Annotated in this window: 18 protein-coding genes, 2 tRNA genes, 1 rRNA gene and 1 pseudogene; 12 read left to right on the top strand and 10 right to left on the bottom strand. The window is 65.3% G+C overall.

What is annotated here, in order from left to right; genetic code table 11:
• Positions 1-85: 85 nt before the first annotated feature.
• Together C487_RS00480 and C487_RS00475 are read left to right on the top strand one after the other, a co-directional pair.
• Entirely contained in the window at positions 86-856 is a 771-nt protein-coding gene (locus tag C487_RS00480; RefSeq protein ID WP_006183685.1) for a coenzyme F420-0:L-glutamate ligase, read from the top strand.
• Positions 853-1,869, top strand: a complete 1,017-nt coding sequence (locus tag C487_RS00475) for a 5,10-methylenetetrahydromethanopterin reductase (RefSeq protein ID WP_006183684.1) — start codon at positions 853-855, stop codon at positions 1,867-1,869. Before C487_RS00480 ends, C487_RS00475 begins: the two co-directional genes overlap by 4 nt.
• A gap of 21 nt (positions 1,870-1,890) precedes the next feature.
• Here the strand turns inward: C487_RS00475 and C487_RS00470 are convergent, their stop codons facing one another.
• Positions 1,891-2,085, bottom strand: coding sequence for a hypothetical protein (locus C487_RS00470; RefSeq protein ID WP_006183683.1), 195 nt, complete (start codon positions 2,083-2,085; stop codon positions 1,891-1,893).
• An 84-nt stretch (positions 2,086-2,169) separates the two neighbouring features.
• On the opposite strand from C487_RS00470, the gene C487_RS00465 reads away from it, so the two are divergent.
• From C487_RS00465 to yciH, 6 genes are all read left to right on the top strand, one after another.
• Positions 2,170-2,466 carry a DUF7573 domain-containing protein gene (locus C487_RS00465; protein ID WP_006183682.1) on the top strand — a complete coding sequence of 99 codons (297 nt, stop codon included), beginning with the start codon at positions 2,170-2,172 and terminating at the stop codon, positions 2,464-2,466.
• A gap of 101 nt (positions 2,467-2,567) precedes the next feature.
• Complete coding sequence (locus C487_RS00460; RefSeq protein ID WP_006183681.1) at positions 2,568-2,762, top strand: cold-shock protein; 195 nt, start codon at positions 2,568-2,570, stop codon at positions 2,760-2,762.
• 257 nt (positions 2,763-3,019) lie between these two features.
• Positions 3,020-3,997, top strand: a complete 978-nt coding sequence (locus C487_RS00455; RefSeq protein ID WP_006183680.1) for an AAA family ATPase — start codon at positions 3,020-3,022, stop codon at positions 3,995-3,997.
• On the top strand, positions 3,994-5,070 hold the full coding sequence (locus tag C487_RS00450; RefSeq protein WP_006183679.1) for a DUF58 domain-containing protein: 1,077 nt from the start codon (positions 3,994-3,996) through the stop codon (positions 5,068-5,070). Before C487_RS00455 ends, C487_RS00450 begins: the two co-directional genes overlap by 4 nt.
• Entirely contained in the window at positions 5,067-7,376 is a 2,310-nt protein-coding gene (locus C487_RS00445; protein ID WP_006183678.1) for a transglutaminase TgpA family protein, read from the top strand. The genes C487_RS00450 and C487_RS00445 overlap by 4 nt, the downstream gene beginning before the upstream one ends.
• Positions 7,377-7,539: 163 nt before the next feature.
• Positions 7,540-7,833: a stress response translation initiation inhibitor YciH gene (yciH, locus tag C487_RS00440; protein ID WP_006183677.1), complete on the top strand. Its 294-nt coding sequence runs from the start codon at positions 7,540-7,542 to the stop codon at positions 7,831-7,833.
• A 139-nt stretch (positions 7,834-7,972) separates the two neighbouring features.
• On the opposite strand, the gene C487_RS00435 is transcribed toward yciH, so the two are convergent.
• Positions 7,973-8,338, bottom strand: coding sequence for a rhodanese-like domain-containing protein (locus C487_RS00435; RefSeq protein WP_006183676.1), 366 nt, complete (start codon positions 8,336-8,338; stop codon positions 7,973-7,975).
• 105 nt (positions 8,339-8,443) lie between these two features.
• On the opposite strand from C487_RS00435, the gene C487_RS00430 reads away from it, so the two are divergent.
• Entirely contained in the window at positions 8,444-8,746 is a 303-nt protein-coding gene (locus C487_RS00430; protein ID WP_241431041.1) for a hypothetical protein, read from the top strand.
• Between the two features lie 44 nt (positions 8,747-8,790).
• Here the strand turns inward: C487_RS00430 and C487_RS00425 are convergent, their stop codons facing one another.
• From C487_RS00425 to C487_RS00405, 5 genes are all read right to left on the bottom strand, one after another.
• Positions 8,791-9,372, bottom strand: a complete 582-nt coding sequence (locus C487_RS00425) for an NUDIX hydrolase (protein WP_006183674.1) — start codon at positions 9,370-9,372, stop codon at positions 8,791-8,793.
• Positions 9,373-9,462: 90 nt separating this feature from the next.
• Entirely contained in the window at positions 9,463-9,882 is a 420-nt protein-coding gene (locus C487_RS00420; RefSeq protein WP_006183673.1) for a DUF5809 family protein, read from the bottom strand.
• A 25-nt stretch (positions 9,883-9,907) separates the two neighbouring features.
• On the bottom strand, positions 9,908-10,369 hold the full coding sequence (locus tag C487_RS00415; protein WP_006183672.1) for a DUF5810 domain-containing protein: 462 nt from the start codon (positions 10,367-10,369) through the stop codon (positions 9,908-9,910).
• Between the two features lie 45 nt (positions 10,370-10,414).
• On the bottom strand, positions 10,415-10,888 hold the full coding sequence (gene rimI / locus C487_RS00410) for a ribosomal protein S18-alanine N-acetyltransferase (RefSeq protein WP_006183671.1): 474 nt from the start codon (positions 10,886-10,888) through the stop codon (positions 10,415-10,417).
• A gap of 215 nt (positions 10,889-11,103) precedes the next feature.
• Positions 11,104-11,397: a DUF6360 family protein gene (locus C487_RS00405; RefSeq protein WP_006183670.1), complete on the bottom strand. Its 294-nt coding sequence runs from the start codon at positions 11,395-11,397 to the stop codon at positions 11,104-11,106.
• A 563-nt stretch (positions 11,398-11,960) separates the two neighbouring features.
• On the opposite strand from C487_RS00405, the gene C487_RS20870 reads away from it, so the two are divergent.
• The 3 genes from C487_RS20870 (at position 11,961) to C487_RS00395 (ending at position 13,008) form a co-directional block, all read left to right on the top strand.
• Positions 11,961-12,101, top strand: a complete 141-nt coding sequence (locus C487_RS20870) for a hypothetical protein (RefSeq protein ID WP_006183669.1) — start codon at positions 11,961-11,963, stop codon at positions 12,099-12,101.
• A 57-nt stretch (positions 12,102-12,158) separates the two neighbouring features.
• Positions 12,159-12,854 (top strand): DUF7119 family protein, encoded by a 696-nt coding sequence (locus C487_RS00400; RefSeq protein ID WP_006183668.1) that lies wholly within the window; start codon positions 12,159-12,161, stop codon positions 12,852-12,854.
• A gap of 80 nt (positions 12,855-12,934) precedes the next feature.
• Positions 12,935-13,008: transfer RNA gene (locus C487_RS00395), tRNA-Lys, on the top strand.
• Positions 13,009-13,248: 240 nt separating this feature from the next.
• Here C487_RS00395 and C487_RS21870 read toward each other — a convergent pair.
• The 3 genes and pseudogenes from C487_RS21870 to rrf form a co-directional block, all read right to left on the bottom strand.
• Positions 13,249-14,044: pseudogene (locus tag C487_RS21870) on the bottom strand (amidohydrolase family protein); the annotation flags it as partial.
• A 641-nt stretch (positions 14,045-14,685) separates the two neighbouring features.
• Positions 14,686-14,761, bottom strand: a tRNA-Cys gene (locus tag C487_RS00385).
• Positions 14,762-14,967: 206 nt separating this feature from the next.
• A 5S ribosomal RNA gene (gene rrf, locus C487_RS00380) occupies positions 14,968-15,076 on the bottom strand.
• Positions 15,077-15,230 lie beyond the last annotated feature (154 nt).

The following is a 15,230-nucleotide window of genomic DNA, read 5'->3' as shown; positions in this document are numbered from 1 at the left end:
CCCGAACCCGGTCGACCGACCCACCGCCACTGGCCGAAGTCTCCGGTGACGGTGCCCTTTTGACGCCGCTTCCCCACCCACCGGTATGGAACTCAATGGTGTGGCGGACCTGCCCGAAATCCGCCCCGGCGACGACATCGCCGCCCTCGTCGCGGATCGGGCCACCCTCGAGCCCGGCGACGTACTCACGGTCGCGAGTACGATCGTCTCGAAGGCCGAGGGCCGGACGGCGGATCTCAAGGATTACCCCGTCAGCGGACGGGCACGGGAGATCGCCGACCGACTCGAGTCGGTTGCAGGCGAGGAGAAGGACCCACGGTTCGCGCAGGCGATCATCGAGGAGAGTTCGGAACTGCTGATCGACTGTCCGTTCCTGCTGGCGGAGACGCGGTTCGGGCACATTTGCCCGAACGCGGGGATCGACCGCTCGAACGTGCCCGATCACGACCTCCTGTTGCTGCCAAAGCGGCCGACGGAGAGCGCCGAACGGATTCGGTCGGGGCTCGCCGAGCGCGGGCTCGAAGACGTCGCGGTGGTCGTGACCGACACCTGTGGACGGCCGTTCCGGCACGGACAGACCGGCGTTGCGATCGGGTGGGCGGGCATGCCCGCGAGTCGGGACTGGCGCGGCGAACGCGACCGCGACGGCCACGAACTCGGCGTCACCGTCCAGTCGGTCGTCGACGAACTCGCCGCCGCCGCGAACCTCGTGACCGGCGAGGGCGACGGCGGGACGCCCGCCGTCGTCGTCCGGGACTGGGACTTCGGTACTCACGAGGGCAGCGACGAACTGTTCCGCTCGGTCGACGACGATCTGGTTCGGCAGGCACTACGAACGTGGAGGGTCGACGGATGACGAGCGAGAAGCGGGCGGCGGGAGACGCCACCCTCGGCATCGAACTCACGCCCGAGCATCCGCCCGACCGGGTGGCCGATCTGGCCGCCCTCGCCGAAGACGAAGGGTTCGACGTCGCGTTCGCGAGCAGCCACTACTTCAATCGCGACCCGTTCGTCGTGTTGTCGCGGATGGCCGAGGCCACCGAGGGGATCCAGTTGGGGCCGGGCATCGTCAACCCCTACGAAACCCATCCCGTGAAACTCGCGGCGCAGACGGCGACGATCGACGAACTCAGCGACGGCCGCGGCGTCTTCGGCGTCGGTGCCGGCGACCGCTCGTCCCTCTCGAATCTCGGGATCGAGCGCGACAGCCCGCTTCGGCGCGTCCTCGAGACGTTCGACCTCGCTCGGGACCTCTGGGCCGGCGAGACGGTCACCCACGAGGGAACGTTCACCGCGCGGGACGCGGCGCTGAACCTCGAGCCGGTTTCGGAAATACCGGCCTACGTCGGCGCGCAGGGGCCACACATGCTTCGGATGAGCGCGAAACACGCCGACGGCGTGCTGATAAACGCCGCCCATCCGCGGGACCTCGAGTGGGCCGCGGGCCAGATCGAGCAGGGACTGGCCGAGCGACCCGACGCGGACGGCGCGTTCGAGTCGCTGGCCTTCGCGAGCGTCAGCGTGGCCGGCGACGAGAGCGACGCCCGAGCGGCGGCGCGGCCGCCCGTCGCCTTCATCGTCGGCGGGGCCGCCGAGCCGGTCCTCGAGCGCCACGACATCGACCGGGAGGCGGCGAGTGCGGTAAGCGCGGCGCTCGAGCGAGGGGAACTCCCCGAGGCTTTCGGTCGCGTCACGCCCGAGATGATCGACGCCTTCTGTATCGCCGGGACGACTGAGACCGTCGCGGCACGGTTCGAGGCAGCGCTTGCCCACGTCGATGGGATCGTCGTGGGCTCGCCGCTGGGGCCGGATCTCGAGGGCGCGATATCACGAGCGAGCGAGGCGTTCGCTCGCGCGACCGAAGCCTGAGGCCGAAAACGGATCGAACGGTCAGTTCGAGGTAAAGAGGCTTCCGACGGCACCGAGGGTGAGAATGCCGAAGACACCCATCGAGAAGGCGACGAGGAGCGCGCCGACCAGAATCAAAAGCGGCGCGGCTCCCGCGCCCATCGCGACGTCAGAGAAGATGCGAACCATTTCAGTGACATTGTCCACGACGAGGTTCAACGGTGTGATGGTGTCCATATGCGGGGGTTGTTACCGGTGCTACTTGGCCGTGCCGGTCCCGAATGAGTGGGGATTAAGCCGCCGGCAGTCGTAGCCGGACCCGTGACGGACGACGCGAGGCTCTCGGATTTCGCGACCGCGAACAACGACGAGGAACCGGCGAGGGCGGCTCGGGGGGACGACGGCTCGTCATCCGCGGCCACCGAGACAGCACCCGCGGACGGTGATACCATCGCAGGGGTGGACGAAACCGACGACGCGACGGCGTCGCCGGCCGTCGAAACCGCACGGTCGACGTACGCGTGGGGGGCGTACACCTGCAGCCGGTGCGGAGAATCGACCGATCGCGTCTGGCGCGGCGATGGCTCGCTGGTCTGCCCGGAGTGTAAGGACTGGTAATCGGACCGGCGATCGGTGTGGGTCCCAACGTGTTTCCGGCGGGATGCTTGCGAGCGCACTCCCGAAGCTTTATATTTTCGTCGCGGCTTTGTTGAGATGCAATGGCGAAAGGTACGGTCGACTTCTTCAACGACACTGGCGGCTATGGATTCATCGAGACTGACGACGCGGACGAGGACGTGTTCTTCCACATGGAGGACATCGGCGGTCCGGACCTAGAGGAGGGTCAGGAAGTCGAGTTCGACATCGAGGAGGCCGAGAAGGGCCCGCGCGCGACGAACCTCGAGCGAGTCTAAGCTGTTCCGAAGGGGGTATCGTTTTCCGATTACTTCGCTGGTAGCGGCGGCACCGTCGTGCCGAACGCGTGTTCTTCGTGAGGACGGCGACTCGAGACGAGAGAGCGATGCGAGCGCCGAGCCGTTCGGTCCGCGCAGTGTGTACGGATACGTCTCGAAGCACCAATGTTTCAGATGACACAAAACATATGTTCGGGAGCCTCTGATGACGTAGTAATGAACGGTTCGCCCGGGTCCCCACCGGCCGTTGCGAGACTATGACTGATGCCAACCCGACACCGGAACGGAGTACCGACTCGCCGGCCGACGGTGCCCTCCGGATTTCGACCGTCGAACGGCTGTGCGAAGAGATCGAGACGAACGTCTCGAACGTGATCGTCGGTCACGACGAGGTGATCGAGCACGTTATCACCGCCGTCCTCGGGCGTGGCCACGTCCTCCTCGACGACGTGCCCGGCGTCGGGAAGACCATGCTGGCCCGCTCGATCGCGACGTCCGTCGACTGTACGTTCAGCCGCGTCCAGTTTACCCCGGACCTCCTCCCGAGCGACGTCACCGGCGTAAACGTCTTCAATCAGAAGACCCGCGAATTCGAGTTCCAGTCCGGCCCCGTCTTCGGCAACATCGTGTTGGGTGACGAGATCAACCGCGCCCCGCCGAAGACACAGGCGGCGCTGCTCGAGGCCATGGAGGAAGAACAGGTCACCACCGACGGCACGACGCGCGACCTCCCGACGCCTTTTACCGTGATCGCGACCCAGAACGCCGTCGAACCGAACCGAACCTACGACCTCCCCTTCGCCGAGGTCGATCGCTTCATGAAGAAACTCCATCTTGGCTACCCCTCCCCCGACGAGGAGGCCGAACTGCTCGGCCGGACGGTCGGCGACCATCCCATCGACTCCCTCGAAGCGGTCACCGACCGCGAGACCCTCGTCGCCGCCCGGGAAACCGTCTCGACGGTACAGGTCGCGGCCCCCGTCCGAACGTACGCGGCCCGGCTCGCAGCCTACACCCGCGAACACGCCCACATCGGCGTCAGCCCCCGCGGAACGATTTCGCTGCTTCGGGCGGCCCAGGCCCGCGCCGTCACGAACGGCCGGGACTACGCGATTCCGGACGACGTTCAGACCGAAGCGCCGGTCGTGCTGAGCCACCGGATCAAAACGGACGGCCGCGACCGCGACGGCACCGCGGTCGTCGAGGACGCACTCGAGCGCGTACCCGTCGAATGAGGCTCACCCGTCGCGGTTGGACCGTCGTCGCCGTCGTGCTCGCGGCCGTCGCGCTGAGCTGGCGATCCGGCCCGCGAGCGCTGAACGCCGTCGTCGTCCCGCTCGTCGTCGCGTTGCTGGCCGGCATGATCACGGTCAGTCGCACCGACCGGCCGCACGTCGTCCGTCGCCCCGTCGAGGAGGGGTTCATCGGCGAGCACCGAACGGTCGCGGTCACGATCGAAACCGACGGAACCGCCGCGGCGACCGTCCACGATGCCGTCGGCGACGGGCTCTCGGCGACCACCGCTTCGCGTACGGAAACGACCCTCGCGGGCGAAGAGACGATCACTTACGACGTACGACTCGAGGCACGGGGCGAACACCGGATCGGGCCGCTCTCGATCGCCGTCAGCGATATCGTCGGCCTCGTCGAGCGACGGTTCGAGTACGAGGAGACGACGCCGGTCGTCGTCTATCCACGCGTCCGGGACCTGGGCGGCGGACCCGCCGTCGATAGACAGACGCTCGCCAGCGTCGCGGATCGGCACGTCGACGAGGAGTTCGACCACCTCCGGGAATACCACCGGGGCGATCCGCTTCGCGACGTCCACTGGAAGACCGCAGCCAAGCGACCCGACGACGAGTTGATCGTCACGGAGTACGCGACTGACGAGGACGCCGGGACCGTCACCGTCGCCGCCGAGTGTCTGACCGACAGCGACGACGAGATGGCGTCGGCCGCAGCCACCGTCGCGACCTTCCTCCTCGAGCAGGGCGCAGCGGTAGCGGTCACGGTCCCGGACGGAACGCGACCGCCGGGCTCGGGGAGCGCACACCACCGTGACATACTACAGCTACTAGCCGTCGCCGATCCCGGCGAACTCGCGGACCGAACCCGGCGGGACGCGGACGTGCTGGTCCGAACCGACGGCGACGGGACGACGGTCGTCGTCGACGACCACGAAATTCCGTTCGCCCGGCTCCGTGGCCACGGCCGAGCGGACGGTGGGAGACGAACCGACCGGGACCGAACCACAAACAACGGCCGACGCGATCACGAGATCGGCGGACAGCCGGGGATGACCGCATGAGTACGGACCCGTCCAGTCACACCGGGCAGCGAACGATATCGATTGGAACCGATCGACTCGTCGGGACCGGCGGCATCCGTCTCCTCGCACTCGCCTGTATCCTCGTCCTGACGGGGTCGTACGTCGCCGTGCTGTACGACATCACGCAGGTCGTCGGCGGCAGCCGCTCGCTGTTCGCACTCGTCGGGCTCATGCTGCTCGCGGCGACGGTACTCGCCCGCGTGATCCGCCCTCGAACCGCGGGGGTGCTGGCGCTATCGGCGGCCGGAATCGGATTCGCCTACTATCTCACGTCGGCGGGCGTCGAACTCGGCGTCGTCCTCTCGAGCACCGACGCGCTCCTGTCCGACACCGTCGCGCTGGCGACCGGCCTGCCGCTGCTCCGGATGGTGCAGGCCGGCATCTGGACGCTCGGGTTCGCGCCCGCGCCCGTCTTCCTCTCGTGGTATCTCGCCGTCCGTGGGCGGTACGGACTCGGCGTCGTTCCCGGCGGGGCCGCGCTCGGCTTCCTCGTCCTGACCGGCGATGCGGGGACGATCGTCACGCTGACCGGCATCCTCGGCGCCATCGGTGCCATCGCCTTCGGCGACCTCGAGCGGCGGGGCGGATCGATCGGGCAGGCGGACCTGCTCGCGGTCCTGTTCGCGGTGACCATCGCACTCTCGCTGTCGGTGACGGTCGTCCCCGGCCAGCCGACCGGACCGACCCATCTCGTCCAGGGGGGCCCCGGCACGCTCGAGGCGACGATCGACTCCGCGCCCCAGCGATCGGGGATCTCGGGACAGGTTGACCTCTCGCCGGAGGTACGGTTCACGGTCGAATCCGATCGGGGGACCTACTGGCGAACCGGGGTTTACGATCGGTTTACCGGCGACGAGTGGGTTCGGACCGGCCAGAGCCAGCAGTACGACGGACGGCTCTCGAACCCGCCCGGGACCTACGACACCGTCGAGCAAACCGTTACCGCCGAAACGAGACTCGGGATCATGCCCGTCACACCGCAGCCGCTGTCCGTCGACGGCGACGTGACCCGGGATACGGCCGTCTCCAGACACGGCCAGCCGCGGCCCGAAGCGCCTCTCGAACAGGGGGACAGCTATACCGTCGAGAGCGCGATCATCGACTCGAGTCCGGCCGAACTCCGGGCTGCGGGGACGGACTACCCCGACGAGATCACCGAGCGCTACCTCCAGCTGCCGGAAGACTCCTCGAGCGAGTTCGCCGATCGGACCGACGAAATTACGGCCGGCACCGACAACCCGTACGAGACGGCGACCGAGATCGAGCGCCACCTCCGCACCTCGAAGGACTACTCGCTCAAGGTCTCACAGCCCGCCGGCAACGTCGCCGAGGAGTTCCTGCTGGGGATGGACGAGGGGTACTGCGTCTACTTCGCGACGACGATGACGCAGATGCTTCGCGAGGAGGGGATTCCAGCCCGCTACGTCACCGGCTACACGACCGGCCAGCGGATCGGCGAGGACGAGTACGTCGTCCGCGGACTCGACGCCCACTCCTGGGTCGAGGTCTACGTCCCCGACCACGGCTGGGTCAAGTTCGACCCGACGCCGGGTGGCGGGCGCGCCGACGTACACACTGACCGCCTCCAGGAGGCGCGGGCGAACGGCAACGACGCGGCGGACACCGAGGACAGCGAGGACGTCCCGATCGACGACGGGAACGGGATCGATTCGCCCGGCTCCGATCCCGCCGGTCCGGGCGATCCACCGTCCGATCCGGCCCCGCCGAACGAAACGGAGCCGGGCAACGGCTCAACCGACGACCCGGGTTCTAACGGCACGGACAACGGGACCGACCCGACCGACAGCGGCGATCCCGCGGTCAGCGGAACGAGCGATACCGACGAGACGCTTTCCGAACGCCTCGTTACCGTCGTCCGGGAGACGGGTGCGATCGGGCTCGTCTTCCTCGTCGCGCTCGTCGCGGGCGCACACCGAACCGGCGCGGCGACGCACCTCCGTCAGGGGATCGGGCGCTACTGGCACGGGTTCCGTGGAGACCCCGACCGCGACGCCGAACGCGCCTTCGACCGACTCGAGGGACTCCTCGCGCGCCGGTACCGGCCGCGCCGTCCGTCGGAATCGGCCCGCGCGTATGTAACGTCCCTCCCGGAGACCGATGCGGACGACGCGGATGCGCTCGATCCACGGGTCTGGCACGTCCTCGAGTGCTACGAACGGGCAACGTACGGCGACGGCGTGAGCCGAGCCGAGGCAGACGAGGTGATCGCGATCGTCGACGACCTCGCCCGCAACCAGTTGCCGATCATCGGTCGACTTCGCTGACGGTGGACCCGTTCCGAGCGAAGCGACTCCGGTCATCGGACGGGCACGTTCGGTCGGTCTCACTGTTACGGCGGTTCATCCCGTCGAGCACTGAAAAAGAACCACGCGAGAGCATGCGAGTCCCGATAGTGTTTAATATGCCCGTTTCATAGCTACGAACGTAATGTCGGAAGTCTGCTCGACGTGCGGGCTGCCCCAAGAACTCTGCGTCTGCGAAGACGTGGCCAAGGGCCAACAGCAACTCAACATCCGCATTGACGAGCGCAGATACGGAAAAGAGGTAACGATCGTCGAAGGATTCGATCCGAAGGACGTCGATCTGGACAGTCTCTCATCGGATCTCAAGTCCAAATTCGCCTGCGGTGGGACTGTCGAGGACGACCAGATCGAACTCCAAGGGAACCACACCGGCCGCATCGAAGAGTTCCTTCGGGACCGCGGCTTCAACGTCGCCTAATGCCCGCGATGCTCTGAGACGACTTCCGAACCCACGACCGCGTCGCGTTTTTCGATCCGTTTTTTCGACCGTCGATCTCCCAGCCGCGTCGCCGTCCCCCTGAGACACCGCCGTCGAGCGACTGCGCGCCGAGGGCGGGTCAGAACGGCGACTCGCGGTCGGCCGATTCGTCCTCGGTGTCCGCCTCGCGAACGAGCCCGAACTTCATCCCGTACTTGTCGAGACCGCCAGCCATGCTCTCGACGCGTGCATCGGCAGTCCCCTCGTAGGAACCGATAAGCTGTGCGGCCTGGACGCTCGCCTTGCCGTGGGGACAGACGGTGATGATGTGGTCTTCCCCCTCGAGTTCGTCGACGCGGTCCGTGAGTTCGTGGAATGGAATGTTCTCGCTGCCGGGAATGTGGCTGTGCTCGAAGTTCCGTTCGTCCCGGATGTCGACGATGCGAACGTCCGCATCGGCCTCGAGGAGTTCCTTGACCTCGTCCGTGGAGATTTCGCCGTCCATTACCGTGCGGTTGCGCGTCGACGCGAATAAGAACAGGGGTTCGGAGCCAGGAGTCGGATCAGTGGCGAGTCGGCCGTGAACCGGGTCCAATCGATAGATCAGGGCGTGATAGTCAGAACGGAAAACATATACGCGAATTGTCATACAGTCCCGGTACTGGTCCTCTCGACTACCCTCTTCCCGTTGCAAGCCAGTAGCGGCGGAATACTGCTCGTCGTCCTGCTGTTCGTCGTCATCCAGATCGGTGCGCTAGTGTGGGTGTACACCGATGCACAAATGAACAGCCCGCATAGTGCGGCACTCCGGACGCTCGTCGTCTTCTTCGGCGGGCGTCTGGGCCTGCTGCTCTATATCCTCGTTGGGAGAGAAAAGCGGCGGGGGCGTTCGAGCCACCAGACACAGTTCTAGAACGGGCGGTCATCGAATCCACGGACCCACGTCCTCCACACCGTTCAGAGCAGGCCGTCTTCCGTCGCGAGCAACAGCCCCGAGAGCGTCGCGTCGTTCGTCGGCTGCTCGCGAGCACGCTCGAGCGCCTCGCTCACCGGCACCGTCGTCACTTCGAGGAACTCGTTGCTGTCGAGTTCCCGGTCGCCCGGCTCGAGCCCCTCGGCGTAGACGATGGCACGGTCGTGGCGCAAAACGCCGGTCGCGACCGCGTACTCCTGCAGCAGGGCCGTACTCGACGGTCGGAAGCCGGTCTCCTCCTCGAGTTCGCGCGCTGCCGCCTGCGTATACGACTCGCCGTCCTCGACGATTCCCGCGGGGAGTTCGAGGTGGGTCTCGCGGATCGTTGGCCGGTACTGTTCGACGAACAGGAGCCGATCGTCGTCGGCGGTCTCACCGTCGTCCACATCCTCGAGCACGCTGCCGTCGATCCGCGCGACCACGACGACCGCGGCCGGCAGTTCCGCCCAGTAGTACCGTTTCTCCGTTCCATCGGGCTGTTCGAGCAGGTCGTAGCCGCCGTCGTACCAGCCCGTCTCGTACTCGGTCCGTTCCTCGAGCAAGTCCCACTCGTCGGGTGCAGTCATCGCGTCACACTGTGGGCTCGACGCGGTAATAGGTAGCCGTTTGCCCGACGGTCGTGATGGGTACCGGTCGCTCGAGCGCGTCGGGTGCAGTTACGAGCGATCGACGCGGTCCCGATACAACCGGCCGAACGCCTGTCGGCGAAGCGTCGCCACCGCCGCATCCTCCTCGGTCTGGAAAGTCGCCGCGACGGCCTCGCCGTCCGGCCCTGCGTGCCAGACGACGCGGTCGACGTTCTCGTGGCCGACCGTCGTCACCGTGCCGTCGTAGCTCTCACACCAGTCGTCGAACTCCCCTCGGCTCCCGACCCGTACCTCGAGTAAGGTCGCGAACAGCGCATCTCGAGCCGTCTCGACGACATCGCCGGTGACGCGTTCGTCGTACTCCTCGCGGTCGAACTCCATGGCCTTCGCGACCTCGCGGACGACCGTCTGAGCCGCCGGCCCGACCGACTCGTACTGTGTGCGTGCGTCATCGATCGACTCGAAGGTGAACGTCCCCACCGTGTGCATACCCGGCTAGTCGGGCGACCGGCAGTTACGCGTTTTCGTTCCCGTCGGGGCTGCCGTCCGCCTCCTCGGCGTCGGCGTCCGATGCCGCGTCGTCTCCCTCGTCCGCAGGCTCGTCGCTCGCGGCCTGCATTTCGCGAGTGAGTTCCGCGGCCTCCCGGAGGACGGTCTCGGTTTCTGCGGTCATCGACCCGCGGCCGGGCTGGCGGCTCTGCCGGGCGATCCCCTCCTCGAGCGAGTCGGGACGGCCGGGGTCGTGTCCGTGGTCGTGGTGGCCGGCGTCCTCGAACGCGGGCGTCTCGATCTCAGCCGCGTGCGGGCTGACGATCTCGCCGAGTTCCTCGGGACTGCAGTCTCCCCAGTCGGGGGCGTGTTCCTCGAGCCACTCGCGATGGTCCGCGCGACCGAGCGACGCGGTGATCGCGAGGTGGTTCGCGAGATGAACCGCGTCGGCCTCCTCGGCATCACAGACCGGACAGGCGTATCCCATAGGGGAGGCTACCGGCTGCGAACGGTAAAACGTCCCGCAACCCGGCTAACCGAGCTTCCGAATCATCACGATCGCGTCCTCGCCGTTGGCGTAGTATTCCGGCACCCGGCGGAGCGGATCGAAATCGAACTCCCGGTAGAGTTGTTTCGCGCCGTCGTTCGAGCGCCGCACCTCGAGTTTGACCGTTCCCGCGCCGTGGGCCGCGAGTACGCCGAGCGAACGGGAGAGAAGCGTCGACCCGATCCCGTCGCCGCGGTAGTCCGGATGGACGGCGATATCCTTGACGTGGCCCAGCGCACGGCCGATCTGCTGGGTGACATCGGCGACGACGTAGCCGGCGATCACACCGTCGGTCTCGGCGACGAGAAAGGCCGGCTCGCCGAGGAACCGCTCGAACGCGTCGTAGGGCCAGGGCTGTGGAAACGACTCGTTCTCGATACGGACGACCGCGAGCAAATCCGCACGCTCCGCGGGTCGGACCGTTACTTCGTCGCCGACATCCGGCACGGGCGTTGTCACACGCAGGAATTACGCGCCGAACAGTAAAAGCCGTACGCGTCTCGGCAGCGCTCCCTCGAGGGACGGAGCCAACGTCCATCCGGGCCGGACGAACGCGGCGCAGCGGCTGGGATGGATCGGCTCGTCGCTTTCCCTGTCGGACGCAGCGATAGTCGCCACTGAACGTCACTGCATACCTGACCCATGACGGCGTTGCAGCCAGTGTGTCACTCGTTTCAGTGGCTCCGACAGTCCCCGGCGTCTTCGACGCGGTCGGCGTGTGTCTCGAGCTCCGCGGCGAGCGCACGCGCCTGGGTCGGCGTCAACGCGAGTTCCGCCATGTGTTTGGGCACGTGATCTTCGGAGAGATTGTCGAGTTCGACCTGGAGACGAACCGCATCGGGGTCCTCGCGGTCGGCCGTCGCGTTCACGACGGCGACGGACTCCCATTCGAAGCCCTCGCCGATCGCTTTTCCCTCGACGTAATCCAGCGTCGTGTACGCATTGACCGTCATCAGTCGATCGGACATGTCGATTCGATCGTTACGGCCCGCTCACTTATGTGGTGGCTATCGCTCGGTCCCGTGGATCATGACGCACGGTCGCCGACGCGCGCTACGAAACCGACGGCGATCACCGACTGCGGATGACAACTGCCACTATCCGGGCGGATTCGGTCAAGTGCATGACGCTCCGAACGGCCCCGAACCGCGAATCCGTTTCCGGGTCGGTGGCACTCGCCGTACGTACCGGCCGTTCTTGCCACCACTATCCCGGATCGGATTCCCGCTCGTTCGGCCGCATGCCGGGGACATCGGTCCCAGCCCGAATCGGCGGGTACATGGACCAACATCCCCAATCGAATCCACCCAGAATCCGCCGCTCCAGTCAGGCGGTACCGGTCGCTCCTGGCTCCGACTCGCCGACTCCGGTCGGTCGCGTGCGCTCCGTTTCGATTCGATCTCTCGAGCGATCGGACGTGTCAAACGGCAGTCCCGTCAGAGATAGCGGCATAATACACCCATAAGACAGAGCACGGGTATCGTTTGCAGCCGAAGCGATACTTATCCCGACGGGGTTCGAATGGTCGCTAATGACTGAGACAGCCGACTGCAACCCGGAGCCGGGCGAGCAGGACCCGGAGGAACGCGACGACGCCCACCTCGACGATCTCGAAGAAGGGGCCGGTTGTACGGAAATCTGGGAACACCTCGCCGAGCAACGCGACGAGTGAGACGAGAATTTCGCCCCGGCAACGACCTTTTTGATGGCGAACCCCGTATGCAGGTGCATGACCGACAACCGGCCCGGTGATCGTTCGAACCGCCGTGGCGAGAACGGTCGATCGATACCGACGGACCGCGAATCACCCGTCGGTACACCAGTTATCCGGGGCGACGAATCGGTCGCCGGGACCCGTGCCCGCGAGGCCGTTCAATTCGATCCCGACGACCCCGAGAGCCTCGCGGACGCCGCCGCAACCGTTCGCGAGTTCGCCGTCGACACCACCAACGACGATCACCTCTATATGCTCCGCGGTGCAGCCGCCTGCGCCGCCCTCGTCCGCGGAGAAGGCTCCTATAAGGCCGCCGCCGAACGCGCCGACGGCGATGCCACCGTCTCCTTTATCCGGAAGTGGGCTCGCGTCCACGACCTCCCGCGATCGGTCCGCAAACAGGTCGCGATCGGCCGGATCGCCCCGACCGCCGCCAAGCATATCGCCCGCGTCGGCGGGGAAGCGCGACTCCTCCTCGCATGGGCCATCCTCGATGGCAACCTCACTGTCCGCGATGTCCGCAGCGTCGCCAGTGCCATCAACGACGGCACCCCGATCGACCACGCCCTCGCCGACCACGACGTCACCCTCGGCCAACTCGAACTCATCCTCTCGCCGCCGACCTACCGCGATCTCCGTCGGCGTGCTTCGATGGAGGGCGTCGAACCTGGTGCCATCGTTACCGATGCGCTCGAGCAGTACTTCGACTGAGACATCCTCGGGTCGGACCCCCGTTCGCGTGAAGAGAGAAAGAAACGTTTAACCGCTCCTCCCCAAAAAGGGAAACTACAGGGCCGGTAGCTCAGTCTGGCAGAGCGTCTGGCTTTTAACCAGACGGTCGCGTGTTCAAATCGCGCCCGGCCCGCTTTTGCGACGAACACTTTCGTGAGGAGTAAGGCGGCGACAGCGGTTTGAACTAGACCGGACAGGCGCAGCGAAGCGAGCATTTCCGATCTAGTTCACAATCGCGCTCGGCCCGCTTTTCGCTCAGACCCGAACTCGTCCGCGGCTCGTCCCGGAACCGGCGTGATCCGTCCCGCGAGCACTCGCGTGCAGTGCAGTGATTCGGACGGCTTGTGATCACCCATTCACGCTCGAGACCGTGAATGTCTTCGTCGTCCGCGAGTCGAAAGTGGGCGGCCACCAACCGGTCGTCAAGGAGGCCGACATCGTTGAGAAGGGCGATTGAGTCCTTAGCTCCGTTCGAGCGCGCCATTGTGTTGCTCTCCTCGAGTTCGAGTAAGTGGGTATGAACGAGCAGGTCAGGGTACTCCTCGGCGAGATCGGCGGTGCGTTCCCACAGTTGGCGAGTACACGACCAGTCGTCGTGGGAGTTAATCGTAGCTCTGATGCGCCCGTCGTACGTGTCATGATACTCGTCGATGAACGTACGAGCACGGTCGAACTGCTCATCTTCGGGAACATCCCAGACGAGGTCGGAAAGCATTGGCCCGAAGACCCCTCGCAACCCCACCTCTCCGAACGTCTCCGCACCTGCGTCCGGGCGGACGTCTTGTGAATTGCCGGTGATGACACCGCCCGCGAGGAAGTTGAGCGCGGCGAGTTCGTACCCCGCTTCCGCGAGGTAATCGTATTCCCTGTTCTCAAGGTTCACGACGAGAGCCGTCATGTAGCCCATTATCCCCATCAGACCGAACTCACTGAATGCACCGATGAGCGCTGTCATTTCGAGTTGCGTGTACGCGTTGACGAGTCCCCCGCATTGCCAACATCCCCTTGCCGTCGATGATGCGAGCGGCCTCGATGTCCGCATCATCGCCTCGAGACTGTCGCACCTCCGTGATTCGACCATCCTCGATGAGCACCGTCCCTCGTTCGTAGAGCCGGTTCCTCTCGTCAACCGTGAGAACGACGGCGTCGTGCGCGATGTCTGCAGCCATCTGTTTTGAGCCCTGATCGATCGGCCATTGGTATTGGAAACTCTCACCGAGACAAGTGCGACAGACTGGAAGAGTTCTGGGATCGTGCGATAAGAGGGCATTCGTCTGCGATCTGATTATCGACCGACTGCTCGACGGTTGGGTAGCCTGTCTCCCCGGCGGGAATGGTGATGTCCACCTCACTCAGGATCAGTCGCTAACAATCATCTGCCGGAACTGCGATACGTTCACTACCGCCGCGGAGAGGTCTCCTGAACCCCCGTTACTCATCGTCGTCATCGTCTCGCTGCTCTCGCGTGCACTCTCGACACCGACCTCCCGTAATAGACTCGACTGTGAGCGTCTGCGATGTGCGATTATAGCCAGACCCATCGGTAGAAGTGATCGAGGTCCTTCTCGAGGTTGAGGTACCAGCGGAGCATCCGCTTGCGGTGGTGTTGGTAGTCGGTGATCTGCTTCTCGTTCAACTGAACCTTGGAGGCTGGGTGGCCGTTGGGGTTCCCTGAACCATTGCCTCGCCGTCTTGCGGTTTGTCGCGGTTCATAGTGGTCAATCCTACCGTGAACGCCCCTTTCGGGGTTTTGCGACCACGACTACCTTTGGCAAAAATGCCCTTAGATGCCTTGAGCACGGCAAAATCAAGCCAAGGGCCGGATTTGAACCGGCGGTGGGCGGCTCTGCAGGCCGCTGCGTTCGGCCGGACTCTGCCACCTTGGCGCGTTATATCGTTGTTACTGCGTTCGTTTAAGCGTAGCGGTACGGCACAACTCATGAGTGAGAGCCACATACGCAGAAAACCCCACATAGCCGATGCTATGTGGGGTTTCAGTATGAATGGTGGCGGCGAAACGAAGTTCCCAGAGGGTCGCCCACTCCAGTACTAACCGTAACGCAGGCGAGCTTATCTTCCGTGTTCGGGATGGGNCGAAACGAAGTTCCCAGAGGGTCGCCCACTCCAGTACTAACCGTAACGCAGGCGAGCTTATCTTCCGTGTTCGGGATGGGTACGGGAGGCACCTCGCCGCTATGGCCGCCGTAACGCCGATCAACGGAATCGAACCGTTGCAATACCAGTATCGGTTGGTGTGTCTAAGACCGTGTGTACGTGTAGTCCAGTTTACGTCCGGACCCGTTCTCGCGTCACGGATCCAATGCGATGTAATGTATGAATGTGTGGCTTTGCCGG

This window comes from Natrinema pallidum DSM 3751, from assembly GCF_000337615.1.
Classification (GTDB): Archaea; Halobacteriota; Halobacteria; order Halobacteriales; family Natrialbaceae; genus Natrinema; species Natrinema pallidum.
Note: the sequence above shows the minus strand (reverse complement) of the source record. Positions and strands in the feature narration are given on the sequence as shown.